Source organism: Streptomyces sp. SX-6, from assembly GCF_059089585.1.
Window position 1 is genome coordinate 274574 of the sequence record NZ_JBTHHU010000008.1, and the last position, 25021, is coordinate 299594.

The following is a 25021-nucleotide window of genomic DNA, read 5'->3' on the forward strand; positions in this document are numbered from 1 at the left end:
CGGGTGGGTGGTCAGGCCTCGCGTGCGCCCTCGTACATCTCCTCGATCAGGTTCTTGTACGTACGCTCCACGACCGGCCGCTTGAGCTTGAGGCTGGGGGTCAGCTCGCCGTGCTCGACGTCGAGGTCGCGCGGCAGCAGACGGAACTTCTTGATCGTCTGCCAGCGCTGGAGGCCGTCGTTGAGCTGCCGTACGTAGCCCTCGATGAGCTCCTCGGTCCGCCGGTCGGCGACCACCTCGGCGTAGGGCTTGCCGGCGAGGCCGTGGTCGGCGGCCCATTTGAGGATGGCGGGCTCGTCCAGGGCGATGAGGGCGGTGCAGTAATTGCGGTCGGCGCCGTGCACCAGGATGTTGGAGACGAAGGGACACACGGCCTTGAAGCGGCCCTCGGCCTCCGCCGGGGAGATGTACTTGCCGCCGGAGGTCTTGATCAGGTCCTTCTTGCGGTCGGTGATGCGGAGGAAGCCGTCGGCGGACAGCTCGCCGATGTCGCCGGTGTGGAACCAGCCGTCGGGCTCGAGGACCTCCGCGGTGCGCTCGGGCTGGCCGTGGTAGCCCACCATCACGCCGGGGCCGCGCAGCAGGATCTCCCCGTCGTCCGCGATGCGGACCTCCGTGCCGGGCAGGGGCTTGCCGACGGTGCCGGTGCGGTAGGCCTCGCCGGGGTTGACGAAGCTGGCGGCGCTGGTCTCGGTGAGGCCGTAGCCCTCCAGGATGTGGATCCCGGCGCCGGAGAAGAAGTAGCCGATCTCGGGGGCGAGCGAGGACGCGCCGGAGACGCACGCGCGCAGCTGCCCGCCGAAGGCGTCGCGGATCTTGGAGTAGACGAGTGCGTCGGCGACCCGGTGGCGGGCGGCGAGCCCGAAGGGGACGGAACGGCTGCCCGTGTGGCGGAAGTTGTCCTGTGCGACCTTGGCGTACTCGCGGGCCACCTCGGCGGCCCACCGGAAGATCTTGTACTTGGCGCCGCCGGCCTCGCGGGCCTTCGTCGCGACGCCGTTGTAGACCTTCTCGAAGATCCGGGGCACGGCGGCCATATAGGTGGGCCGGACGACCGGCAGATTCTCGATGATCTTGTCCTGCCGGCCGTCCACGGCGGTGACGTGGCCGACGCTGATGTGCCCGGCGGTCAGCACCTTCCCGAAGACGTGCGCGAGCGGCAGCCACAGGTACTGCACGTCGTCGGCGCGCACGAGCTCGGTGGCCTGGATGGCGCGGGCCATGTACGCCCAGGCGTCGTGCGGGAGCCGTACGCCCTTGGGGCGCCCGGTGGTGCCGGAGGTGTAGATGAGGGTGGCGAGTTGGTCGGCGCGCAGGTCGCGTACGCGGTCGCGCACCACGTCCGGGGTCCGCTCCAGCAGCTCGGCGCCGCGCCGTTCCAGCTCGTCCAGGGAGAGCACCCAGCCCTCGGGGTCGCCCTCGGCGGGCAGCGCGTCCTTGGCGTCGATCACGACGACGTGGGCGAGCGCGGGCAGTTCCCCCCGGTGGGCGCGGGCCTTGTCCAGCTGCGCGGCGTTCTCGGCGATGAGGACCCTGCTGCCGGAGTCGGAGAGGATGAAGGCCGTCTCGTCACCGTTGGTGCTGGGGTAGACCGGTGTGGTGGCCGCGCCGGAGCACATCACGCCGAGGTCGGCGAGGATCCACTCCAGGCGGGTGGCGGAGGCGAGGGCGACCCGGTCCTCGGGGTCTATACCGAGGGTGATGAGACCGGCGGCGATGGCGAACACCCGCCGGGCGGCATCGCCCCAGGTGAGCGAGGCCCAGTCGTCGGGACCCTCGCCGGAGGCCGGGGGCACGGGATGGCGGTAGGCCTCCGCGTCCGGTGTGGCTTCCACCCGCTCGAGGAAGAGCGTCGCCACGGAGGGCGGCCGGTTCTCGATCAAGTTCTGTGTCTCGGTCACGGCAACCTCCGGGGCCCAAGCTTCTTTGCTGGTGACTCGCGAGTAACCTGTCAAACAGTGATCAGAGTAGAGCGGATGGGCCCGGCCGCGTAAGGGTGCCCGGCAATGAGAAAAGGTGCCCGCCCCATTCCGGGAACGGACACCTTCTCACGGACACCTTCTCGGTGGCACCGGTTACTTCTTGCCCTTCTCGCCGCCGCTGTCGTCGGTGGACAGCACCGCGATGAAGGCCTCCTGCGGCACCTCCACGTTGCCGACCATCTTCATCCGCTTCTTGCCTTCCTTCTGCTTCTCCAGCAGCTTCCGCTTACGGGAGATGTCACCGCCGTAGCACTTGGCGAGGACGTCCTTGCGGATGGCGCGGACGGTCTCACGGGCGATGACCCGGGCGCCGATGGCGGCCTGGATGGGCACCTCGAAGTTCTGCCGCGGGATGAGCTCGCGCAGCTTGGCGACGAGCCGGACGCCGTACGCGTACGCCTTGTCCTTGTGCGTGATCGCGGAGAAGGCGTCGACCTTGTCGCCGTGCAGCAGGATGTCGACCTTGACGAGGTCGGAGGTCTGCTCGCCGGTGGGCTCGTAGTCGAGCGAGGCGTAGCCGCGGGTCTTGGACTTCAGCTGGTCGAAGAAGTCGAAGACGACCTCGGCGAGGGGGAGCGTGTAGCGGATCTCGACGCGGTCCTCGGAGAGGTAGTCCATGCCCAGGAGCACGCCGCGGCGGTTCTGGCAGAGCTCCATGATCGAGCCGATGAACTCGCTGGGCGCCAGGATGGTGGCCCGGACGACCGGCTCGTACACCTCGGCGATCTTGCCGGTGGGGAACTCGCTGGGGTTGGTGACCTCGTGCTCGACGCCGTCCTCCATGATCACGCGGTAGACCACGTTCGGGGCGGTGGCGATCAGGTCGAGGCCGAACTCGCGCTCGAGGCGCTCGCGGATGACCTCGAGGTGGAGCAGGCCCAGGAAGCCGACGCGGAAGCCGAAGCCGAGGGCGGCCGAGGTCTCCGGCTCGTAGACCAGCGCGGCGTCGTTGAGCTGGAGCTTGTCCAGGGCCTCGCGGAGCTCCGGGTAGTCCGAGCCGTCCAGCGGGTAGAGGCCGGAGAACACCATCGGCTTGGGGTCCTTGTAACCGCCGAGCGCCTCGGTGGCACCGCCGTGGTACTGGGTGATGGTGTCGCCGACCTTGGACTGGCGGACGTCCTTCACACCCGTGATCAGGTAGCCCACCTCACCGACGGACAGGCCGTCGGCCGGGAGCATCTCGGGCGAGTTGGTGCCGATCTCCAGCAGCTCGTGGGCGGCGCCGGTGGACATCATCCGGATCCGCTCGCGCTTGCGGAGCGTGCCGTCGACGACCTTGACGTACGTCACGACGCCCCGATAGGCGTCGTAGACCGAGTCGAAGATCATCGCGCGGGCGGGGGCGTCCTTGACGCCGACCGGGGCCGGGACGTCGCGGACGACGCGGTCGAGCAGCTCGGGGACGCCGACGCCGGTCTTGGCGGAGACCCGCAGGACGTCCTCCGGCTCGCAGCCGACCAGGTTCGCCAGCTCGGCGGCGAACTTCTCCGGCTGGGCGGCGGGCAGGTCGATCTTGTTGAGGACCGGGATGATCGTGAGGTCGTTCTCCATCGCCAGGTAGAGGTTGGCGAGGGTCTGGGCCTCGATGCCCTGGGCCGCGTCCACCAGGAGGACGCAGGCCTCGCACGCGGCGAGGGAGCGGGAGACCTCGTAGGTGAAGTCGACGTGACCCGGGGTGTCGATCATGTTGAGGATGTGAGTCGTACCGGACTCGTCATCCGTGGGGGCCCAGGGCAGGCGGACCGCCTGGGACTTGATCGTGATGCCGCGCTCGCGCTCGATGTCCATCCGGTCGAGGTACTGCGCGCGCATCTGCCGCTGGTCGACCACGCCGGTCAGCTGAAGCATCCGGTCGGCGAGCGTCGACTTGCCATGGTCGATGTGCGCGATGATGCAGAAGTTACGGATCAGAGCCGGGTCGGTACGGCTCGGCTCGGGCACGTTGGTAGGGGTCGCGGGCACGCAGGATCCATTCGGTGACTTCGGCGTCTTCACGCCAGTCTCGGCGGGAGTCGGGTATACGACCCCACCATCGTCCCATGCGCGGCGGGTACGGTCCGGTTTGGGAGGCCGGAGCGCCTGCTGGTAGCCTGGTCCACTGTGCTTCGTGACCCTCTACTCGCGGAGCGCACTCTCGAAATCCAACGAACCTGAAAAGGCTCTTTCGTGGCGAACATCAAGTCCCAGATCAAGCGGAACAAGACCAACGAGAAGGCGCGCCTGCGCAACAAGGCCGTCAAGTCCGGGGTCAAGACCTTCGTCCGCGCCGCTCGCGAGGCCATCGCCTCCGGTGACGTCGCGAAGGCCACCGCCGCCGTTGCCGTGGCCGGCAAGAAGCTCGACAAGGCCGCCAGCAAGGGTGTCCTGCACAAGAACGCTGCTGCCAACAAGAAGTCGGCGCTTGCCAAGCAGGTCGCCGGCCTCAAGGGCTGAAGCTCTCCCGGGCGTGAGCCCCGGACCCCGCCGGTACGGGTCAGCGGACCCTCTCAACCGCTCCGGACCGGCCCTTGCCGCACGCGGACGTTCGCCACGTAGGTGCGGCACTGAGCCGAAAGGCTCGTCGAATACATAGAAGGCCCCGGGCCTGCCCTTTCCCCAAGGGCGGCCCGGGGCCTTTGTGTGTCCGGGGCCTTTGTGCGCCCCTGGGGCCTAGCGGCCGCTGCGGGCCGCGCGGGCGATGGTGACGACCGCCTTCTCCAGGGCGTACTCCGGGTCGTCTCCCCCGCCCTTGACGCCGGCGTCGGCCTCGGCGACGGCGCGCAGGGCCACGGCGACTCCGTCCGCGGACCAGCCGCGCATCTGCTGGCGCACCCGGTCGATCTTCCAGGGCGGCATGCCGAGGTCACGGGCCAGGTCGCCGGGGCGGGCGCCGCGCGGGGCGGAGGCGAGCTTGCCGATGGAGCGGACGCCCTGGGCGAGCGCGCTGGTGATCAGCACCGGTGCGACGCCGGTGGCCAGCGCCCAGCGCAGGGCCTCCAGGGCCTCCGCGGCGCGGCCTTCCACCGCCCGGTCCGCGACGGTGAAGCTGGATGCCTCGGCGCGGCCCGTGTAGTAGCGGGCGACGACGGCCTCGTCGATGACGCCCTCGATGTCGGCGACGAGCTGGGCGCAGGCGCTGGCCAGCTCGCGCAGGTCGCTGCCGATGGCGTCCACCAGTGCCTGGCACGCCTCCGGGGTCGCGGAGCGGCCCGTCGCGCGGAACTCCGCGCGCACGAACGCGAGCCGGTCGGCGGGCTTGGTCATCTTGGCGCAGGCGACCTCCCGGGCGCCGGCCTTGCGGGCCGCGTCCAGCAGGCCCTTGCCCTTGGCGCCGCCCGCGTGGAGCAGGACGAGGGTGATCTCCTCGGCCGGGGCGCCGAGGTAGGCCTTGACGTCCTTGATCGTGTCGGCGGACAGGTCCTGGGCGTTGCGCACGACCACGACCTTGCGCTCCGAGAAGAGGGACGGGCTGGTCAGCTCGGCGAGGGTGCCGGGCTGGAGGGCATCGGGCATGAGGTCGCGGACGTCCGTGTCGGCGTCGGCCGCGCGGGCTGCCGCCACCACCTCCTGGACGGCGCGGTCGAGGAGGAGATCCTCCTGTCCCACGGCGAGTGTCACGGAGGCGAGCGGGTCGCCGGATGCGGCTTTGGGTGCGGTGTTCCTGGCCATCGTGTCCAGCATCCCACGCGGTGGTGACACCCCCCTTCGCGGCCGTCGGAGCATGCCTCACAATGAGCGGGTGAGCAGCGCTTTCCTTCCCTCCGACTCCATACGGCACCTGCTGGTGCTCCCCGACCGCGAGACCGCCGAGGAGGTGGCCGAAGAAGCAGGGCAGCGTTTTTCTCTGGACGAAGACCCCCAGGTCGTGCGCGAGGCACTCGCCGGTGAGGACGACGCCGAGGACGCCCAGTGGCTGGTGGTCGTGGAGGACCCGGACGGCGAGCTGAACGTGAAGGCCCTGCGCGAGCTGGCCGAGGAGTACGACGGCTGGCTCGAGGTGGAGTGACCCCGGGCGGAGCCGTCCGCGGCGGTGCCGCCTGATGGCTCGTCATGGGGTCGTGGCCGCCCGTGACGGCGGTGGCCGACCCGGTCACCGCGACCGGCCCGTCGGTGTCGGTGCGCAGTACCGCGGCGCCCTGAGCGCGGAGCGCGGCGATCGTGCGCGGTGCCGGGTGCCCGTAGGTGTTGTGGGCACCCACCGAGATCACGGCGAGCCGGGGCCGGATCCGGTGCAGCAACTCGGGGTCCTGATAGGCCGAACCGTGGTGGGCGACCTTGAGGACGTCCACCGGCGGCAGAACGGGGCGGGCCCGCAAGAGCTCCTGCTGGGCGGGTGGTTCGAGGTCACCGAGCAGAAGCAGGCCGAGTCCGGCGGCATGGACCAGCAGGGCGACGCTGGCGTCGTTGGGGCCGCTCTCCGCGATGGTCGAGGTGCCCGGGGCCGGGGGCCACAGCACCTCCCAGGACAAGTCCCCGAGATGCCGCCGCTCCCCCGGCTCCGCGGTGACGACCGGGACGTGCGCCCGCCCGGCCTCGCGGCGCACGAAGGCGGCCTGGGCCTGCGGCTGTGCGAACGAGGTCGTCTCGATCGCGCCGACCGAGCGGCCGCGCAGCACGCCGGGCAGTCCGTCGACGTGGTCGGCGTGAAAGTGACTGAGCAGCAGGAGCGGGACGCGTTCCACGCCCAGCGCCCGTAGACAGCTGTCGACGGCACGCGGCTCGGGGCCCGCGTCCACGACAAGGGCCGCGCCCTCCCCCGCCGAGAGAACCAAGGCGTCGCCTTGCCCGACGTCACATGCGACCAGTCGCCAGCCGGGCGGTGGCCAGCCGGTGACGACGCGGGTGAGCGGTGCCGGGCGGACGATCGCCAGCAACAGGAGCAAGGCGCACACCCCGCATGCCCACGGTCGGCGGAGCACGCGGCGGGCCGCGGGCACGACCGCCACGGTGACCGCCGCCAGCAGCAGTCCGCCCGGCCAGCCGCCCGGCCAGGCCAGCTCGGCACCGGGCAGCGCCGCGCCCGTACGGGCCACGGCGGCCGTCCAGACGGCGGGCCAGCCGGCGAGCCACGCGAAGAACGTGGCGACGGGCATCGCGAACGGCGCGACGGCGAGGGCGGCGAGGCCGAGGACGGTCGCGGGGGCGACCGCGAGCTCGGCGAGGAGATTGCACGGGACGGCCACCAGGCTGAACCGCGCCGACAGCACGACGATGACGGGTGCGCACACCGCCTGGGCGGCTGCCGCCGCGGCGAGGGCCTCCGCCGCCCGGGGCGGCACGCCGCGCCGCTGCAGGGCCTCGCCCCAGCCGGGGGCGAGTGTGAGCAGGGCCCCCGTGGCCAGCACGGAGAGCAGGAACCCGAAGCTGCGGGCGAGCCATGGATCCCACAGCACCAGCAGGAGAACGGCGGCGGCGAGGGCCGGGAGCAGGCTGCGCCGGCGGCCCGTGGCGATGGCCAGCAGGGTGATCAGTCCGCAGGCCGCCGCGCGCAGCACGCTCGGGTCCGGGCGGCACACCACCACGAACGCGAGGACGAGCGCGCCGCCCAGAACAGCCGTGAGGCGTAAGGGAATTCCGATCCGGGCGGCCAGCCCCCGGCGTTCGGCGCGGGCGGCCAGGTGGGGCGGGCCGATGAGGACGGTCAGGACGATGGTGAGGTTGCTCCCGGACACGGCCAGCAGGTGTGTCAGGTCCGTGATGTGGAAGGCCTCGTCGAGGTCGGGCGGGATGCGGGACGTGTCCCCGACGACCAGGCCGGGGAGCAGCGCCCGGGCGTCCGGGGAGAGCCCGTCGGTGGCGGCGCGCAGGCCCTCGCGGAGCCGGGCCGCCGCCGTCTGGAGGGCGTCAGGCGCTGCGGTGACGCGGGGCGGACCCGGGTCGTCGACGTGGATCACGGCGGCGATGCGGTCACCGTCCCGGGTGGATGGGGCCAGCCGCCCGGTGACCTTCAGGCGGGTGGACGGCAGCAGGTCCAGCCAGTTCTGGTGGGCGATCAGGAGGATGGGCGTACGGATGGCGGTGGTGGTGTTGTCGTCGGGGGTGGTGACCCGGGTTGCCTCCGCCTCGACGATGGCCGAGGGGGCGGCACGGGTTGCCCCGCCTGTTCCGCCCGGGTGGGGGCGGGTGGCTCGTGGGTCGTCGGTGACTGTCACCTCGAGGGTGGCGTATGCGGAGCGGCGGGCCAGCTCCGGCACGGGGCCCCTGCGGGCGTCGGCCGCCCACAGGCCGCCTACGGCCGCGCCCGCGGCGCCGCACAGCAGGACGGCGGCCATGGCGCCGGCCGTGACAACGGCCGTGCCTCCGGCCGTGACGCCGCCGTCGGCCGACGGTGCGGGGCGGCGGAGCCGGTGAGCGGCGAGTGCCAGTGTGCCGGCGGTCAACAGGGCTGCTGTGCAGGCCGCGGTGACGACTGCCGGGTCCGCGGTCAGCGCGGAGGCCGCACCTGCCCAGGCCGCGAGTGCGGGTGCCACCAGGCGGAGGTCGGCGGTGCGGTCGCGGTGTGCGGCCGGTTCCGAGGAGTGGGCGGGCGCGTTGTGCCTCATGGCTGGACCAGGCCGCGGAGCTCGCCGAAACGGCGGGCGCCGATGCCGTGGACCTGGCGGAGCTCGTCCACGGAGCGGAAGCCGCCGTGCTCGGTGCGGTAGTCGATGATGTGCTGGGCGAGGGTCGGGCCGACGCCGGGGAGGGCGTCGAGTTGTTGCGCGGTCGCGGAGTTGAGGCTGACCGGGCCTGCCAGGGCGGGCTTTCCGGCGCTGCCGGGTGGGGAGTTGGCGGGGGCCGAGTTGCCCGAGGGTGGTTGGTTGTTGGGTGCCGGTGCGCCTACGACGATCTGTTCGCCGTCCATGAGCACGCGCGCCCGGTTGAGGCTCGTCATGTCGACGCCGGGCCGGGCTCCTCCTGCCCCGTCCAGTGCGTCGGCGACCCTTGAGCCGGAGGGCAGGCGTTGCACGCCGGGGTGCCAGACCTTGCCGGTCACGTCTACTACTACGGTTCCGTTGCCGCCTGTTGGGGCGGGGGTGGTTGTGCTGTTCTTGCGGCTGCCGCGGGTGTGGGCCATCGGTGCGATGGCTGGGTCCGGTGGTGGCTGGGCTGCCGTCATCTCGCGGTCGGGGGCGCGCACGCTTTCCGGGCTGCCCACCCAGAAGTGGTACGCCGCGAAGGCGCCGAGCACGGCGATGAGGATGGCGAGTGCGGCGAGGGTTCGCGGCTCCAGGCCGCATCGGAGTCGGAACCATGTCGGGAGTCGCTCGCCGAGGGCGTCTCGCCAACGGGTGTCGGGACGCTGGAGGTTGGGCGGGTCGGGGGATGGGGTGGTGGCGCGTGGTTGTGGAAGCTCCTGGATGAGGTGGGTGGCGCGGCCGTGGAGGGTGGTCACGCTTTGCGTGCTGGTCGTCATGGAGCGTGACGATAGGGCTCCGGGGCGGATTCTGCTGAGGTGGCCCAAATTCCGTGGATTACTTGGGGGTTGTGGATAAGTTGGTCGCGCGGGTGGGTGGTTGCGGTGGGGGATGTCGCCCCTGCCCCGCCCTTTCACCGTTTCCTCCGGGGCTCCGCCCCGGACCCCGAAACCGCGCTTCGCGCGGTTGTCCGGGGGCAAGCCCCCGGGCCCCCGAACCGCGCTTCGCGCGGTGTCCTCAAGCGCCGGACGGGCTGGAATGTCGCGCCCGCGCTGAAAATCCAGCCCGGCCCGGCACTATCCAGCCCGTCCGGCGCTTGAGGACGAGCGGCGAAGCCGCGACAAGCAGGGTCTGGGGCGAAGCCCCAGGACCGGGGTCCGGGGGCTTCGCCCCGGGAAACGGAGAAAGGGCGGGACCGGGGCACAGGCACACCCCCCAACACCCCCGCGACGGACCGCAATCAACCATTCGGCTGACCGGCCGGCTCAGCCCCGGTCCCGGGAGACCGGCCGATGCGCGGGCCCGCGCGCCACTGCGACGGTGGACGCCATGGAAACCCGCACGCCAAACCACACGACCGCATTCCATCGCATGACACTCCTCGTCAGCAGCTACGCGGCCCTCAGCCTGCTCACCCTCGTGGTCGCGTACCTCCTCCGCCACCACCACACCCTGGTGACCGAAACGGTCTGGGCCCGGGGCGAGATCGTCGCGGGCGCCTCCCTTCTGATGCTCACCTTCACCGTCCGCGCCTCCCACGGCCACCGCCGGGCGTATCTGCGGCTGCGGATCAGCTCGGGCGTCATGGTGGCGGTCATCGCGGTCCTCGTCTCCCTCCCCGGCTTCCTGCCGATGTGGATGAGGATCGAGCAGGGGATGTGCGGCCTGCTCCTGCTCTGCGTCGTCGTGATAGCGAACGGCAGGCAGCTGCGCTCACTGTTCGCCGACCGCAGCTAGATTGGCAGGAAGCCGTAAAGGGGGCAGGGATGAACGGCAAGTCACCGGCGCACATCGTGCCGTACGTCCTGCTGGCGCTCCTGACCGTCGTCACGGTGGCCGGCAAACACTCCGCGAGCCGCTCCCTGCTCATCGACCTCGGCCTGTGCGCGCTGGCAGCGGCATGGATGCTGTGCGTCCACACGCTGCGCCCCGCATGGCGCGAACGCGAGCCGGTGATGGCCGTGTTCTTCACCGTACTGATCGCGATCACGGCGGTCCTGGTGCTCAGGGACCCGTGGTTCGGACTCTTCACGCCCGCGGGATACATCTACGCGTTCCGCGTGCTGCGCTGGCCCTGGCGGCTCGCCGGGGTGACCGCGGTGGCGGTGGTGGCGGGCACGGCACAGGCGTACGGCGTGGACAAGGACTCGCCCCTGGGCCTGGCCGTGTACGCCGCCGTCGTGACCGCGAACGTGATCCCCATGTGCGGCTTCGCCTGGGTCGCCCGGCGCGGTGCCCTGCGGAACGACGAGCGCGAGCAGGCGCTGAGCGAGCTCCGGGCATCCCTCGCGGAAAACGCGGCCCTGCACGCGCAGTTGCTGGCACGGGCGAGGGAGGACGGCGTCCGCGACGAACGGCAGCGGATGGCGCGGGAGATCCACGACACCCTGGCGCAAGGGCTCACCGGCATCATCACCCAGCTCCAGGCGGCCGAGCACGCCGACGACGACCCGGCGGGCCGGTCCCGCCACATCGCCGCGGCGACCGCCCTGGCCCGCGAGAGCCTGACCGAGGCCCGGCGTTCGGTGCACGCGCTGCGCCCCGAGCCGCTGCAATCGGCGCGCCTCGGCGAGGCGTTGGCGGGTGTGGCCGAGCGCTGGTCGACGCTGTACGGCATCCCGGTCCACGTCACCACGACCGGCACGGCACGGCCGTTGCGGCCGGAGGCGGAGGTCGCGTTGCTCAGGTGCGCCCAGGAGGCGCTGGCCAACGTGGCCAAGCACGCGCGGGCGGGCAGGGCGGGGGTGACGCTGTCGTACCTGGAACACGAGGTCGCCCTGGACGTACGCGACGACGGCGAAGGCTTCACCCCATCCCACTCGCAAGGCGACGGTTTCGGCCTGGTCGCGATGCGGCAGCGGATCGAGGCCCTGTCGGGAACGCTCCAGATCGAGTCCGAGCCGGGGACCGGCACGGGCATCTCGGCCCGCGTCCCCGCCGAACGCACGGAGGTGTGCGCATGAGCGACGCCACGGTCACCCTGCTGGTCGTCGACGACCACCCCGTGGTCCGGGACGGCCTGAGCAGCATGTTCGCGCGCGAGCCGGAGTTCGAGGTGCTCGGCGAGGCCGCCGACGGCGCCGAAGCGGTCCGCCTCGCGGAGGCCCTGCGGCCGGACGTGATCCTGATGGACCTGCGCATGCCCGGTACGGACGGGGTGACCGCCATCCGGGACCTGGCCGCACGCGGCAGCGACGCCCGCGTGCTGGTCCTGACCACGTACGACACCGACAGCCACGTCCTCCCCGCCATCGAGGCCGGCGCCACGGGCTACCTGCTCAAGGACGCTCCCCGCGACGAACTCCTGCGCGCGGTACGGGCGGCGGCCCGGGGCGAGGCCGTGCTCGCCCCGTCGGTGGCGGCGCTGCTGATGAACCGGGTCCGCACCCCCGCCCCGGGGCCGCTCAGCCAACGGGAGCTCGAAGTGCTCCAGTTGGTGGCGGACGGAGCCACCAACCGCGAGGCTGCGGCCAGGCTGTTCATCACCGAGGCCACGATCAAGTCCCACCTGCTGAACATCTACGCCAAGCTCGGCGTCGGCGACCGCGCCGCAGCCGTCACCCAGGCATTCCACCGCGGCCTCCTCGTCCCGCAACCGCGCGAACAGCGCTGAGCGCGCCAGGCGGCCGCCGCTAGCTGATCAGCAGCCGGGGATGGATCCTCGGCCCCACGACCGTCACCGTGGCGACGATGGCGGCGGCGACCACCAGCTGGGCGTTGGGCACGTAGGGGTCGAGGAGGAACTGGGCCAGCAGCGCGGCGCAGATGAGGGCCAGCTTGGCGCAGATCAGCCGGGGTGCCGACAGGTCCGAGTGGGCCGAGGGGACGCCCCGGGCGCGGGCCCGGCGTTCGAGGCGGATCTGGAGCGGGACGGTCAGCAGGACGAGCAGGAGCCGGGCGACGAGGGCCCAGTTGTGGTGCGGGGCGCCCGGGTCCAGCAGGTGGCCGAAGAAGAAGTCGGCCACGAAGGCCGCCGAGACGATGAGCACCCGGGCGGTGATCAGCCGGGCGAGCGCCGGGCCGGGGTGCACGGCCGCGTGGTACGCGGCGGTGAGGCGGCGGTTGGCCGGCAGGAGCACCGGCGGGAGGATCAGCAGGAGGAAGGCGGTGCGCAGGGCGTGGGCCCAGGCGGGCTCGTTGCTCTCTCCCGCCCAGACGATGGCGAGCACCACACCGGCCAGGGCGTATCCCCTGCGGACGGTCCGCGAGGCACTCATGGTGACGAGGCTAGGCGGACCGTGATCGCTACGCGAACGGAGCCCCGTCCCGTTTGTGTGGATATGCTATGGAATGTGATCCAGCTGGCACGGGCGTGGATCCGTCGATGGCCCTCCGTTCTGCTGTCGCCGGTGCTCCTGACCGTGGTGATCGCCGCCCTGGCGTACACCACGCCCCGGCGCATGGCCTTCAGCCGCCTCCTGCCCGCGGCGCCCGCGCTCGCCGCCGCCATGTGGCCCGTACTGCCCACCGTCATGCTGGGGACGGTCTGCTTCCTCCTCATGGTCGGCCTCGGCATCGTGTTCCCCGGTCTGGGGATCTGGTGGACGTCGGCGGGGATCGTCGCGGTCACCGTGGCGGCCGCGTACGGCAGCCACGTCCGGCTCCAGCGGGAACGGACGCTCTTCCAGGTGCGGCTCGTGGCCGACGCGGCGCAGACGGTGGTCCTGAGCCCGATGCCGCGCCGCTACGGGGGCATCGAGATCGAGTCGCTGTACCTCGCCGCCGCGGCGGAGGCCCGCATCGGCGGCGACTTCTACGAGGTGGCCGACACGCGGTACGGGGTACGGCTGCTCATCGGCGACGTACGGGGCAAGGGGCTGCCGGCGGTGGGGATGGCCGCGGCGACGGTCAACGCCTTCCGGGAGGCGGCCTACGACGAGGCCGACCTGGGCGACATCGCGCGCCGCCTGGAGGCCAGCAGCACCCGCTACACCTCCTCGTTTCCCCCCGAGGACCTGATGGAGCGCTTCACCACGGCCGTCATCGCCGAGATCCCGCACGACGACGGCCGGATCAGGGTCCTCAACTGCGGGCATCCGCCGCCGCTGCTCCTGAACCGCGGGGAACTGCGTGTCCTGGCGCCCACCTCCCCCTCGCCGCTCCTCAACCTCGCGTCGCTGATCGGCGACAACTACAGCGTCGACACCTTCGGCTTCGCCCCGGGCGACCACCTGCTGCTCTACACCGACGGCGTGACCGAGGCCCGCAACCGCGACGGCGAGTTCTTCCCCCTGACGGACTGGATGCGGCGGCAGAGCCCGGCGCGGCCCGGCGAGCTGCTCGCCGGGCTGCACCGTGACCTGCTCCGCTTCAGCAGCGGAGGCCTCGACGACGACATCGCCGCCCTCGCCGTACGCCTGCGCGACCGCCGGTCCTGACAGCCATTGCCATCTTTTGGCCGGCATGCGTCCGCCCACGACGCGCGGGACGCTGGTCATGTATCCCGGAACCGGCACCTGAAGGAGGTTCCGCCATGGGTTCCATACGCGTGGCCCAAGTCCCCTCCCCCGGCGGGAAGTTCGAGGTCGTCGAGCGCGAGGCGCCGCAGCCCGGGCCGGGCCATGTCCGGATCGCCGTGCAGGCGTGCGGGGTGTGCCACACGGACGCGCTGCTGGTGAACAACGCCTTCCCCGTCGAGTTCCCGCTGGTCACCGGCCACGAGGTGGCCGGGCGCATCGACGCACTCGGCGAGGGCGTCACCGAGTGGCGGATCGGCGAGCAGGTGGAGGTGGGCTGGTTCGGCGGCCAGTGCGGCCACTGCCGGCCCTGCCGCGAGGGCGACTTCATCCACTGCACCACGCTCCAGGTGCCCGGCATCGCCTACCCCGGCGGCTACGCCGAGGCCATGGTCGCCCCCGCCGGCGCACCGGCCCGGATTCCCGGCGGGCTGTCGGCCACCGACGCCGCGCCGCTCGGCTGCGGCGGGGTGACCACGTTCAACGCCCTGCGGCGCAGCAGTGCCCGCCCGGGCGACCTCGTCGCCGTCCTCGGCATCGGCGGGCTGGGCCACCTCGGGGTGCAGTACGCCGCCGCGATGGGGTTCGAGACCGTCGCCATCGCCCGTGGTCCGGACAAGGGGGAGCTGGCCCGCCGCCTCGGCGCCCGGCACTACATCGACAGCACCGCGGCCGACGTGGCCGAGGCCCTCCAGGCGCTGGGCGGCGCCAAGGCCGTACTGGCCACCGCCGCCGACTCGGGCGCGATGAGCGCCACCGTGGACGGCCTGGCCCACCACGGCGAGCTGATCGTGGTCGGAGTCGCGCCCGAGCCGCTGAACATCAGCCCCGTCCAGCTGATCAGTGCGAGCAAGGGCGTGCACGGACACCCCTCCGGCACCGCGCAGGACGTCGAGGACACCATGGCGTTCTCCGCCCTCACCGGCGTCCGGCCGATGACCGAGGTCGTGCCGCTGGACGACGTCAACCAGGCCTACGAGCGCATGCTCAGCGGCGCCGCCCGCTTCCGCATGGTCCTCACGACCGGCCGGTGACCGCCTGCTCCGGTTCCGGTTCCGGCTCCGGTTCCGGCTCCAGGGACCGCCAGATCCGGTCGGGCAGGACCCGTGTGGCCAGGGCGAGGTCCTGGTCGTACGTGGTGGACAGCCAGCGGTAGACGGTCGCGTCGACCGGCCCCACGAGCAGCACCTCGATCACGGGGCCGGGCAGCGGGGCGATCTCGCCCGCCTCGATCCGCGCGCCGAGCCAGGCCAGCACCGGCGCCAGCTTGGCCTCCTTGGCCTTGCGGATGCGCTCGGCGTGCACCGAGAGGTAGCCGGCGTGGGCGGAGCCGTGCAGGAAGAGCGCGACGTCCCGGTGTTCCCCGCAGAACTTCAGGTAGGCACGTACGTACGCACGGATGCCGGTACGGGCGGTACGGGAGCGGAGCACGGGGGCGTTGACCGCGTCGAGCAGCTGCCCGATGCACCGGATGTACAGCTCGGCGGCCAGGCCGTCGAAGCTGCCGAAGTGGTGGTAGAGGCTGCCGAGGCTGACGCCGCTGGCCGAGGTGACCGCGTTGACCGTGAACCCCGACGGCCCCGTCTCCGCGTACACCTCCAGCGCGGCGGTCAGGAGACGGTCGACGGTGGCCTCGCCGCGCTGCTGCTTAGGAGACACGGGACGCCTCCGTCCCGGCCCGGGTGCTGATGCTGTCCGCCATGAGGACAGCCTAGTCGCACGGGAAGCAGAATTCTGTTCTAGAAAAGCATTCCATGGGAAAGCCAACTGCCGACCGGGACCGAGCCGTTCACCGGCCTTGATCCTTTTGGTCCGTACCAGACGACCCCGTACCGGACGACACAGCCCTCAGGGTCGCCAGGCGCCGGCGGTACTCCTCCTCGTCGATCTCGCCGCGGGCGTACCGCTCGGCGAGGATGTGCTCGCCGCCCGCGGTGGGGGACGCCGGGCCCTGGCGCCAGGGCGGACGAGGGCCGCCGGGGCGGGCGAACGTACGGATGAGCAGGATCGCGACGGCGATGACCAGCACCCAGAACAGGATCGCGCCGGCCGTCATCGCCAGTCCCCAGCCGACTCCGTGATGGCCGTACCAGGACATCGCGGTTCACCTCCCAGCCCGAGCGGGCACTCCCTCCCTCCATGGTCCCTCCGCGCGGCAGGCGCACATAAGGCGCACGCTGGAGGAGCGGGGATGTGAATGGCGAGCCCTTCCGGAATACCCCCCAGGGGTATAACGTTGTCGCCATCGGGAGACACCTCCCCCCGGTATCCCCGCCGGGCCGCGCCGCTCCTCTGATAAGGACGCCGCGCGATCCGGCCCTGCCCAGGAGACGCGATGACCAGCTTGGCCACGGAGCAGACGGAGAAAGCAGCGGCACCCTCCGCCGAAGTCGAACTCTCCATCGGCGGCATGACCTGCGCCTCGTGCGCCGCGCGCATCGAGAAGAAGCTCAACCGCATGGACGGCGTCAGCGCGACCGTGAACTTCGCCACCGAGAAGGCGAAGGTCTCCTACGGCACGGGGGTCGGGGTCGCCGACCTCATCGCCACCGTCGAGAAGACCGGCTACACCGCCCAGGAGCCGGCCGCGCCCGTGGCGGAGACCGCCGGGACCGCGCCGGAGGAGCCCGGCGAGGCCGGGGCGCTCCGGCAGCGGCTGCTGGTGTCGCTGGTCCTCACTGTGCCGGTGGTGCTGATGGCGATGGTCCCGGCGTTCCAGTTCGACAACTGGCAATGGCTGTCCCTGACGCTGGCCGCACCGGTCGTGGTGTGGGGCGCGCTCCCCTTCCACCGGGCCGCCTGGACCAACGCCCGGCACGGCGCCGCCACCATGGACACCCTCGTGTCGATGGGCACGCTCGCCGCGCTCGGCTGGTCGCTGTGGGCCCTGTTCCTCGGGGACGCGGGCATGCCGGGCATGCGCCACGGCTTCGACCTCTCCGTCTCCCGCTCGGGCGGCTCCTCCTCCATCTACCTGGAGGCCGCGGCCGGGGTCACCACCTTCATCCTCGCCGGGCGCTACCTGGAGGCACGCTCCAAGCGCAAGGCGGGCGCCGCCCTGCGCGCACTGCTCGAGCTGGGCGCCAAGGACGTGGCCGTCCTGCGCGACGGACGCGAAATACGCATCCCCACCGCGGACTTGGCGGTCGGCGACCGCTTCGTCGTACGCCCCGGCGAGAAGATCGCCACGGACGGCACCGTCGTCGAGGGCAGCTCGGCCGTGGACGCCTCGATGCTCACCGGCGAGTCCGTGCCCGTCGACGTCACCGTGGGCGCCACCGTCGCGGGTGCCACCGTGAACACCTCCGGCCGCCTGGTCGTCGAGGCCACCCGGGTCGGCTCCGACACCCAACTCGCCCGCATGGCCAGGCTGGTGGAGGACGCGCAGAACGGCAAGGCCGCCGTCCAGCGCCTGGCCGACCGGATCTCCGGCGTCTTCGTCCCCGTCGTCGTGCTGATAGCCCTCGGCACCCTGCTCACCTGGCTCGCGGTCACCGGCGACGCCACCGCCGCCTTCACCGCCGCCGTCGCCGTGCTGATCATCGCCTGCCCCTGCGCCCTGGGCCTCGCCACCCCCACCGCCCTGATGGTCGGCACCGGCCGCGGCGCCCAGCTCGGCATCCTCATCAAGGGCCCCGAGGTCCTGGAGTCCACCCGCCGCGTCGACACCGTCGTCCTCGACAAGACCGGCACCGTCACCACCGGCACGATGGGCCTGCACGAGGTCATCACCGCCCCCGGCGTCAGCGAGAGCGAACTGCTCCGCCTGGCCGGCGCGTTGGAGCACTCCTCCGAGCACCCCATCGCCCGCGCCATCGCCGACGGCGCCACGGAGCGGACCGGCACGCTGCCCGTGCCCGAGAGCTTCGAGAACATCGCGGGCCTCGGCGTCCAGGGCGTCGTGGACGGACACGCGGTGCTGGTCGGCCGGGAGAAGCTCCTCGCCATGGGGGCACCCCCTGGACCGGAGCTTGTCGGAGGTCCTTGGGGGAGGGCCATCGAGCTGCCGGCCGAACTCGCGTCCGCCAAGGCGACCGCCGAGTCCGAGGGACGTACGGCCGTGGCCGTCGCCTGGGACGGCGAGGCGCGCGGCATCCTCACCGTCGCCGACGCGATCAAGGACACCAGCGCCGCGGCCGTCGCCGAACTGCGCCGCCTGGGCCTGACGCCCGTCCTGCTCACCGGCGACAACCGGATCGTCGCCGAGACCGTCGCCCGCGAGGTGGGCATCGACGAGGTGATCGCCGAGGTCCTGCCGCAGGACAAGGTCGCCGTGGTCAAGCGCCTCCAGGCCGAGGGCCGTACGGTCGCCATGGTCGGCGACGGCGTCAACGACGCCGCCGCCCTCGCCACCGCCGACCTCGGCCTCGCGATGGGCACCGGCACCGACGCGGCCATCGAGGCGGGCGACCTCACGCTCGTCCGCGGCGACCTCCGCGTGGCCGCCGACGCGATCCGGCTCTCCCGCCGCACCCTCGGCACCATCAAGGGCAACCTCTTCTGGGCCTTCGGCTACAACGTCGCCGCCCTGCCGCTCGCGGCCTTCGGTCTGCTCAACCCGATGATCGCGGGCGCGGCGATGGCCTTCTCCTCGGTCTTCGTCGTCACCAACAGCCTCCGGCTGCGCAGCTTCAACTGAACGATCGCGGAAAGGCCCCGACTTCACCGTCGGGGCCTTTCCGCCGTATTACGCGCCGTATTACGCCACCTTCGGCGCGGCCCGCATCCCGATGTAGCAGCACGCGGTGCCGTCGGAGAGGGTGGAGAACACCACCGGCATCCAGTCCTCGCTGAACGACGGTCCGGCGCCCGACGCGGCGAACACCGTCTCCGTCACCGGCGCGAGGTCCATCTCGAGCGGCGGCGAGAAGTCCTTCATGCCGCCGGTGAACTCGTACACCAGGTGCGGCTTGCCGTCCCGTTCGGCGACGGTGATGAGGACGCCCTCGCGCCGGTACGTGCCGACGAGCGGCGCGAGATCCACCGCGGGCGGCTGTGCCGCCGGAGCGAAGGGCTCGGGCATCCGCACCCCGGCCAGCTCGGCGAGCAGCTCGCGGAACAGGGCCGCGTAGACCTGGCGCGCTCCCCCGCCGTTGGTCAGCATCGCGACGGCCACGCCCGCCTCCGGCACCACGCGCAGGTAGGCGTACTGCCCGATCGAGGCGCCGTCGTGGCCGTAGCCCGGGATGCCGTCCCAGTCGTACAGCGTCCAGCCCAGGCCCCAACCGTCCGCGCTGACGGTCCACTTGTCGGGGACGTCCACCACGCGCCGCTGCATCAGGGCGACGGTCTCCGCGGCCAGCACCCGGGTGCCGTCCGGCGCCGTACCGCCGTCGAGGTGCATCCGGGCCAGGCGGACCACGTCCGCCGCGGTGGCGCAGACCCGGCCGTACGGGCCCGCCGAACGCGGCATGAGGTCCCACGCCGGCGCGGGCTCCGGGTCCTGGCCCGGCTCGCCGAGGTGGCCCATCGCCGCCCGGAAGCGCAGCACTTCCTCGGGCAGGGTCATCGTGTGCGTGAGCCCGAGCGGGGCGAGGAGCCGCTCCTTCAGCGCCTCGTCCCAGGTCATGCCGGTGAGCACCTCGATGATGCGGCCGAGCACGTTGTAGCCGATGCCGCTGTAGGAGACCGCCGTGCCGGGCCGGCAGTCCAGCGCCACGTCCCGCGCGGCCTCGACATAGCGGGCCAGGCAGTCGTCGCCGCGCCCGGTGTCGAGCGTGAAGTCGCACGTCAATCCGCTCGTGTGGCTGAGCAGTTGGCGGACCGTGATGACCTTGGCGGCCTCCTCGTCCGCGAGGGAGAACTCCGGCAGCACCTCGGTGACCGGCGCGTCCAGGTCCAGCGCGCCGGACTCGGCCAGCTGCATCACCAGCGTGGCCGTGTAGACCTTCGCGATCGAGCCGAGCTGGAACACCGAGTCCGCGGTCGCCTCCACTCCGGTCCCCCGGTGCAGCACCCCGCTCGCGAGCTCGTGGATCTCACCGTCGGCGAGCACCGCCAGGGTCGCGCCCGGGACGTGGTGCGCGGCGCACAGCTCGTCGAGACGGGCCTGCCAGCGGGGGTTGAGGACCATGGCGTTCTCCCAGGTGTGTCGGACATCCGCACTCCGAACGGCGTGCGCTTCGCCGCACACTGTACGGACTTCCGCACGCCGTTCGCAAGGGCGTACGCCGTTCGGAACGACGGCTATCCTGGGGTGCCCCGAGAGGGGTGCCCCGAGAGAGGAAGCCCATGCCCGTCGACAAGAAGCAGCCGATCCCGTCGGTGTGGACCCGCCCGCAGCGGCCGCGGCGGGAGCAGCCGGCCCTGAGCCGGGAGCAGATCGTCGCCGCCGCGCTCGAACTGCTCGACGCCGAGGGCACCGAGGCGCTGAGCATGCGCAAGCTCGGCGCCCGCCTCAACGCCGGGGCCACCTCGATGTACACGCACGTGGCCAACAAGGACGAGCTGATCGAACTGGTCGTGGACGAGATCTACGGCGAGATCGAGGTCCCGCACGCCGCGCGGCGGGACGACTGGCGCACGGCCGCCGCCGACTGCGCGCGCAGCATGCGGGCGACGATCCTGCGGCACCCCTGGGTGGGCTCGGTGCTCGGCGAGATGCTCGTGACCCAGCTCGGGCCGAACATGATGCGGCTCTCCGAGGGCCTGCTCGCCACGTTCGAGGCGGCGGGCCTGCCCGCCGGCGAGGCGGACTTCGCCGCGTCCGCGCTCGGCGCGTACGTCATCGGCATGAGCACCAGCGAGGCCGCCTGGCTGGCCGCGCTCGCCCGCAGCGGCCGCACCGAGCGGGAGTGGGTGGAGCAGCTGTGGCCCGCCGCCGAGGAGGCCGCCCAGGAGCACCCCCAACTCAGCGGCCAGTACGCCGCGTTGCAGGGCAAGGACCCGCGCGAGGCCCGCGACGAGAAGTTCGACTACGGGCTCCAGCGGGTCCTCGACGGCCTGGCGGCCCGGACCACCCCCTAGACGCCTAGGCCGACTTCAAGTGCATCCGCAGCCGGATCGCGTGGATCACCTCGATCAGCCCCATGGCGATCAGCATGATGCCCGCCACCATCGTGAGCACCGCGATCGACCGGAACGGTGCGTCGATCAGCACGATGCCGGCGATGACGTTGACGATGCCGAGGAAGACCTGCCAGCCCCGGGCCGGCATGACCTTGGCGGACAGGGCCACGGCCGTCAGCATCACGCCGCGCATCAGCCAGGCGAAGCCGATCCACAGCGCGAGCAGCAGGATCGACTGGGCGGGTCCCCGGAAGCACAACAGGCCGAGCAGGACGCAGAGTCCGCCGGTGACGAACCACAGCACGCGCATGTGCCCGGGGACGTGCGCCCCGAAGGCCCCCGCCAGCTGGAACGCCCCGATCGCCAGCAGGTAGATCCCGAAGACGACGCCGACCACGGTCAGCGTGCGCCCCGGCCATGCCAGCACGATCACGCCCAGGGCGATCGACGCCACCCCGGCGGCCAGCATCACCTGCCAGCCCGCGTTGGCCAGGAAGGACAGGCGGCTGTAGATCTCACCGCGCTGGTCGTTGGAAGTGGAAGTCATGGCGGTTGCCTCCCCCACGGAAGCACATCGCGGGAATCGGACCACACCCCCTCCGGCCAGGCTCGCACACATTCCGGACCCGCGACACCGGAGCCGGTGGCCGAAAACAGACACCCCGCCCGGCGGGGTGTCCCTGCGCACACAGGCCACTGACCCGACGACGTCGACAGTCGTCCGTCCCCTGCCGGAACGCATCGGCACTGGCCGCACCGTGCGGCACAGCTGAACCACCGGTATCGCACAATTCCCTTGCGCATGGCCTGAATTCAGCATCCCGACAGACGCCCGGACCCTCCACCTGACCGCGGCCACATTCTTCCCGGACATCACCACGATGCAGCTGAAGACCGGCTTCGCCGTCGGGGCGGGCATCGGCCTCCTCGGCGGGGGCCTCGTCGCCGTGCGGTCGCACCGGGCGGCCCGGACGGCCGCCGCGGAGGCGGACGCCCGGCGCCGCGCGGCGGAACGGGCCGGGGAACTCGCACCGACGCCGCTGGGCAAGGCCGAGCGCAAGGCCCTCCTGGAGGCCGAGCGCATGGTCTGGCGCACCCCCGGACTCTCCGCCCTGGAGAAGCCGAAGTTCTCCCCGCTGCGCACGGCGGGGCTGATCACCCTGCGCGGTTATCTGGTGGTGGCCGTCGTCCTGGTGATCGTCAAAATCGCCCAACTGGCGGCGGGCGGCTGACGGTTCGGGCCCCGGCCGTAACTCCGGCCGGGGCCCTGCCAGTTGCCGCAATTGCTACTGACGTACCTGCACATCATCCGGACGGGCAGTCCTGGCGCGGATTCCGCCCTCCCGCGAACACAAGGCGCAAGGATGCGCTCCGTAGCAGCAGGAACTGAACTAGGAGCACACCGATGTCCCAGCAATGGACGCGCCGCATCGCCGCTGTCACCGCTTCGGCAGCACTGCTGTCGGGAGCCGCAGCCCTCACCGCGAGCGAGGCGTTCGCCGCCCCGGCCCACCCTCACCCCCACGGGTCCCAGGCCAACCACCATCACCACATGACCGACGGCGACCAGGGCAAGCACAAGGGCCAGGACTGCAAGGAGGACAAGAAGGAGGGCAAGGAAGGCAAGAAGGACGACAACGACAACAAGGGCGATCACGGCCGCCACCTCCACCTCGGCTGGGAGAAGGGCGTCGACAAGCAGCACGACCGCTTCGACGCCAAGAACCACGTCTGGCTGCGCTGGGACGCCGACTCCCGGAGCTACGCGCAGTGGGACGAGCACACGCACTGCTGGAAGCGGCAGCACCAGGGCAACTGGCAGCACTGGGACGCCAAGCACTGCGCCTGGAAGTAACCCCGGAAGCAGCCCCGGAAGCACGTCACGTCACTGCTCCTCGCCGACCGGCACCACCTCGGGCACGAGGGACGGGGCCCCGGCGAGGAGCGCCACCCCGGCCACCAGCCCGCCCGCGACGACGAACGCGCCCCGGGGCGAGGTCTCGACGAGCAGCGGGAGCAGCAGTATCCCGGTCATGGCCCCCACCCGGGCCGCCGTGTGCTCGACGGCCATCAGCCGCAGCCGCTCCGCCGCCGGGAACCGGCCCAGGCGGGCCCGCAGCGTCACCGTCGCCAGCGGGGCGGCCAGCCCGGTCGCCAGCGACATCAGCTCCAGCTCCGAGACCCGCCCCGCGAGGCCCATGCAGGCCGTCGCCACCCCGTCCACCACCCACGCCCCGCAGCACACGGCCAGCCAGCCTCCGGGCCGCCAGGTGCCCGCGACGGGGTTGCCGATCAGCGCCCCGACCCCGACGGCGATCGTCACCAGTCCGTAGACCCCCGCCCCCGCGCCGAACCGGGTGGCGAGCAGCACGGGCATGCCCACCGACGTCGCGGCCGAGCAGAACGGCACGATGCCGTGCACACCGAGCGCCAGCCCGATCCGGGGGTGCGCCCGCAGCAGCGGCCAGGCCCGTACCAACGCCCGTTCCGCACCGGCCCGTTCACGGGATTCCGCCGCGGTGTACCGCCGCGCGAGCCAGGCGAGCGCGAGCGCGGACACGGCGAAGGCGGCCCCGTCGAACGCGAAGAGCTGCACCTCGGAGAACATCAGCAGCAGCATTCCGGCGCAGGCCTTGCCGGTGATGTGGGCGATGCGCCCGGTCAGGTCGAACAGCCCGGTCACCGGCTGCACGCGCGCGGGCGGGACGAGACCGGGGACCAGGGCCTCGAGGTTCGGGTCGAAGAGCGCCCCCAGCACGCCGAGCGCCAGGGCGCCGGCCAGCAGGACGGAGGCACCCCGGCCGTCGGGCTCCCACAGGAACGGCAGGGCGCAGGTCACGGCCGCCCGCGCCGCGTCCACGCGCGCCAGCGCGCCGTACGACGAGAAGCGCGCGGCCACGCGCCGCCCGGCGGTGCCGAGGACGGCGTACGGCAGCGACTCGAGGACGGACACCAGTCCCATGAGCGAGGCCGAACCCGTGCTCGCGTACACGCTCCACATCACCGCGACCGCATAGAGCCGGTCGCCGAGGACGGAGAGACCCCGTGCCAGCCACAGCACCAGCACCGGTCTCTCCCGCAACAGCCGCACGTACTCCATGCGCCCTCCCGGCCGAACCGCGGAGGCTCACCCTAGGCGGACGTAAGGCACCGAACAGCAACTTGGCCCGCATACCACCCGATCAGCCGCGTTCCGCCAGGAACTCCTCGAATCCGACGCGTCCTTGGCACGGAGCCGCCGGGGCCAGCAGTCCCCCGTCCCGCAGGGCACGGCCGAGGCGGCCCGGCAGCCGGAGCCCCAGCACGGGCCGGTGCCGGCCCTCGGCGTCGAGGTACGCCCGGGTCAGCTCGTCGACCGTCCGGACCTGCGGACCTCCCATGTCGGCCACCCGCCCGAGGGGTTCGCCCCCGGCGAGTTCGGTCAGACGGGCGGCGACCTCCTCGACGGCGACGGGCTGAAGGGGCGTACGCGAGAGCGCGAACCCGACCGGGGCCTTGGTGAGCGTGCGCACGACCCGGACGACGAGGTCGTGGAACTGGGTGGCCCGCAGCAGGGTGTACGGCACCCCGGACTCCTCGATCACCGCTTCCGCGCCCAGCTTGGCCCGGTAGTAGGGCATCGGCACCCGGTCGATCCCCACGATCGAGATGAAGACCAGGTGCGGCGTGCCCGCACAGCGGGCCGCCTCGACGAGCGTGCCCGCGGCGGTGACGTCCTCGCGCGGCCTGCGGGGGTTGCTCGCGCAGTGGATCACCACAGCACCGTCCGCCAGCGCCCGGTCCAGTCCCTCACCGCCGACAAGGTCCCCCGTCACCCATCCCACCCCGGCCGGCGCGGCCTCAGGACGGGGACGGCGGCTCAGCAGCCGCACGTCACGGCCCTCGTCGAGCAGCCGCCGGACAACGGCCCGGCCGAGGGTGCCTGTTCCGCCGGTGACCAGAATCGGTTCCATCACAGAGTCCCTTCTCGCGCGATCAC

General features: G+C 72.2%; 22 protein-coding genes and 1 pseudogene. 11 read left to right on the forward strand and 12 right to left on the reverse strand.

Annotated features, from left to right (window positions below; all coding sequences use genetic code 11):
• Positions 1-11: 11 nt before the first annotated feature.
• Both ACV530_RS13175 and lepA read right to left on the reverse strand, forming a co-directional pair.
• Positions 12-1901, reverse strand: coding sequence for an AMP-dependent synthetase/ligase (locus ACV530_RS13175; RefSeq protein ID WP_494332571.1), 1890 nt, complete (start codon positions 1899-1901; stop codon positions 12-14).
• Positions 1902-2075: 174 nt separating this feature from the next.
• Positions 2076-3944, reverse strand: coding sequence for a translation elongation factor 4 (gene lepA / locus ACV530_RS13180; RefSeq protein ID WP_494332572.1), 1869 nt, complete (start codon positions 3942-3944; stop codon positions 2076-2078).
• Positions 3945-4148: 204 nt separating this feature from the next.
• On the opposite strand from lepA, the gene rpsT reads away from it, so the two are divergent.
• A complete protein-coding gene (gene rpsT / locus ACV530_RS13185) occupies positions 4149-4415 on the forward strand; it encodes a 30S ribosomal protein S20 (RefSeq protein ID WP_494332573.1) in 267 nt (88 codons plus the stop codon).
• 216 nt (positions 4416-4631) lie between these two features.
• Here the strand turns inward: rpsT and holA are convergent, their stop codons facing one another.
• Positions 4632-5630, reverse strand: coding sequence for a DNA polymerase III subunit delta (gene holA, locus ACV530_RS13190; RefSeq protein WP_494332574.1), 999 nt, complete (start codon positions 5628-5630; stop codon positions 4632-4634).
• Positions 5631-5682: 52 nt separating this feature from the next.
• Between holA and ACV530_RS13195 the strand changes: the two genes are divergently transcribed.
• Positions 5683-5967 carry a hypothetical protein gene (locus tag ACV530_RS13195; protein ID WP_494332618.1) on the forward strand — a complete coding sequence of 95 codons (285 nt, stop codon included), beginning with the start codon at positions 5683-5685 and terminating at the stop codon, positions 5965-5967.
• Between the two features lie 49 nt (positions 5968-6016).
• On the opposite strand, the pseudogene ACV530_RS13200 reads toward ACV530_RS13195, so the two are convergent.
• Together ACV530_RS13200 and ACV530_RS13205 are read right to left on the reverse strand one after the other, a co-directional pair.
• Positions 6017-8503, reverse strand: a pseudogene (locus ACV530_RS13200) (ComEC/Rec2 family competence protein); the annotation flags it as partial.
• A complete protein-coding gene (locus ACV530_RS13205) occupies positions 8500-9357 on the reverse strand; it encodes a ComEA family DNA-binding protein (RefSeq protein ID WP_494332575.1) in 858 nt (285 codons plus the stop codon). The gene ACV530_RS13205 and the pseudogene ACV530_RS13200, both read right to left, overlap by 4 nt.
• A 592-nt stretch (positions 9358-9949) precedes the next feature.
• On the opposite strand from ACV530_RS13205, the gene ACV530_RS13210 reads away from it, so the two are divergent.
• Genes ACV530_RS13210 through ACV530_RS13220 form a run of 3 tightly spaced genes read left to right on the forward strand, consistent with a single transcriptional unit; the run spans position 9950 to position 12191 of the window.
• Positions 9950-10315 (forward strand): hypothetical protein, encoded by a 366-nt coding sequence (locus tag ACV530_RS13210; protein ID WP_494332576.1) that lies wholly within the window; start codon positions 9950-9952, stop codon positions 10313-10315.
• A gap of 29 nt (positions 10316-10344) precedes the next feature.
• Complete coding sequence (locus tag ACV530_RS13215) at positions 10345-11541, forward strand: sensor histidine kinase (RefSeq protein WP_494332577.1); 1197 nt, start codon at positions 10345-10347, stop codon at positions 11539-11541.
• On the forward strand, positions 11538-12191 hold the full coding sequence (locus tag ACV530_RS13220; protein ID WP_494332578.1) for a response regulator: 654 nt from the start codon (positions 11538-11540) through the stop codon (positions 12189-12191). Before ACV530_RS13215 ends, ACV530_RS13220 begins: the two co-directional genes overlap by 4 nt.
• Positions 12192-12210: 19 nt before the next feature.
• On the opposite strand, the gene ACV530_RS13225 is transcribed toward ACV530_RS13220, so the two are convergent.
• Positions 12211-12795 (reverse strand): hypothetical protein, encoded by a 585-nt coding sequence (locus tag ACV530_RS13225; RefSeq protein ID WP_494332579.1) that lies wholly within the window; start codon positions 12793-12795, stop codon positions 12211-12213.
• A 183-nt stretch (positions 12796-12978) separates the two neighbouring features.
• Between ACV530_RS13225 and ACV530_RS13230 the strand changes: the two genes are divergently transcribed.
• Together ACV530_RS13230 and ACV530_RS13235 are read left to right on the forward strand one after the other, a co-directional pair.
• Positions 12979-13956, forward strand: a complete 978-nt coding sequence (locus tag ACV530_RS13230) for a PP2C family protein-serine/threonine phosphatase (protein WP_494332619.1) — start codon at positions 12979-12981, stop codon at positions 13954-13956.
• Positions 13957-14051: 95 nt separating this feature from the next.
• A complete protein-coding gene (locus ACV530_RS13235; protein WP_494332580.1) occupies positions 14052-15068 on the forward strand; it encodes an alcohol dehydrogenase in 1017 nt (338 codons plus the stop codon).
• Here the strand turns inward: ACV530_RS13235 and ACV530_RS13240 are convergent.
• On the reverse strand, positions 15052-15693 hold the full coding sequence (locus ACV530_RS13240) for a TetR/AcrR family transcriptional regulator (RefSeq protein ID WP_494332581.1): 642 nt from the start codon (positions 15691-15693) through the stop codon (positions 15052-15054). The genes ACV530_RS13235 and ACV530_RS13240 overlap by 17 nt on opposite strands.
• Before the next feature lie 130 nt (positions 15694-15823).
• The gene (locus tag ACV530_RS13245; RefSeq protein ID WP_494332582.1) at positions 15824-16132 is read right to left on the reverse strand and encodes an SHOCT domain-containing protein; all 309 of its coding nucleotides are present in this window, start codon (positions 16130-16132) and stop codon (positions 15824-15826) included.
• A gap of 237 nt (positions 16133-16369) precedes the next feature.
• Between ACV530_RS13245 and ACV530_RS13250 the strand changes: the two genes are divergently transcribed.
• Positions 16370-18673, forward strand: coding sequence for a heavy metal translocating P-type ATPase (locus ACV530_RS13250; protein WP_494332583.1), 2304 nt, complete (start codon positions 16370-16372; stop codon positions 18671-18673).
• Between the two features lie 60 nt (positions 18674-18733).
• Here the strand turns inward: ACV530_RS13250 and ACV530_RS13255 are convergent, their stop codons facing one another.
• Complete coding sequence (locus ACV530_RS13255; RefSeq protein WP_494332584.1) at positions 18734-20107, reverse strand: serine hydrolase domain-containing protein; 1374 nt, start codon at positions 20105-20107, stop codon at positions 18734-18736.
• Between the two features lie 158 nt (positions 20108-20265).
• On the opposite strand from ACV530_RS13255, the gene ACV530_RS13260 reads away from it, so the two are divergent.
• Complete coding sequence (locus tag ACV530_RS13260) at positions 20266-21000, forward strand: TetR/AcrR family transcriptional regulator (RefSeq protein WP_494332585.1); 735 nt, start codon at positions 20266-20268, stop codon at positions 20998-21000.
• A 4-nt stretch (positions 21001-21004) separates the two neighbouring features.
• Here ACV530_RS13260 and ACV530_RS13265 read toward each other — a convergent pair whose 3' ends face one another.
• Positions 21005-21589, reverse strand: coding sequence for an HdeD family acid-resistance protein (locus ACV530_RS13265; protein ID WP_494332586.1), 585 nt, complete (start codon positions 21587-21589; stop codon positions 21005-21007).
• Positions 21590-21923: 334 nt separating this feature from the next.
• On the opposite strand from ACV530_RS13265, the gene ACV530_RS13270 reads away from it, so the two are divergent.
• Both ACV530_RS13270 and ACV530_RS13275 read left to right on the forward strand, forming a co-directional pair.
• Complete coding sequence (locus ACV530_RS13270) at positions 21924-22274, forward strand: hypothetical protein (RefSeq protein ID WP_494332587.1); 351 nt, start codon at positions 21924-21926, stop codon at positions 22272-22274.
• 173 nt (positions 22275-22447) lie between these two features.
• Complete coding sequence (locus ACV530_RS13275) at positions 22448-22897, forward strand: hypothetical protein (RefSeq protein WP_494332588.1); 450 nt, start codon at positions 22448-22450, stop codon at positions 22895-22897.
• A 30-nt stretch (positions 22898-22927) separates the two neighbouring features.
• Here the strand turns inward: ACV530_RS13275 and ACV530_RS13280 are convergent, their stop codons facing one another.
• Entirely contained in the window at positions 22928-24142 is a 1215-nt protein-coding gene (locus ACV530_RS13280; protein ID WP_494332589.1) for an MFS transporter, read from the reverse strand.
• Positions 24143-24224: 82 nt separating this feature from the next.
• Entirely contained in the window at positions 24225-24995 is a 771-nt protein-coding gene (locus ACV530_RS13285; RefSeq protein WP_494332590.1) for an SDR family oxidoreductase, read from the reverse strand.
• Positions 24996-25021 lie beyond the last annotated feature (26 nt).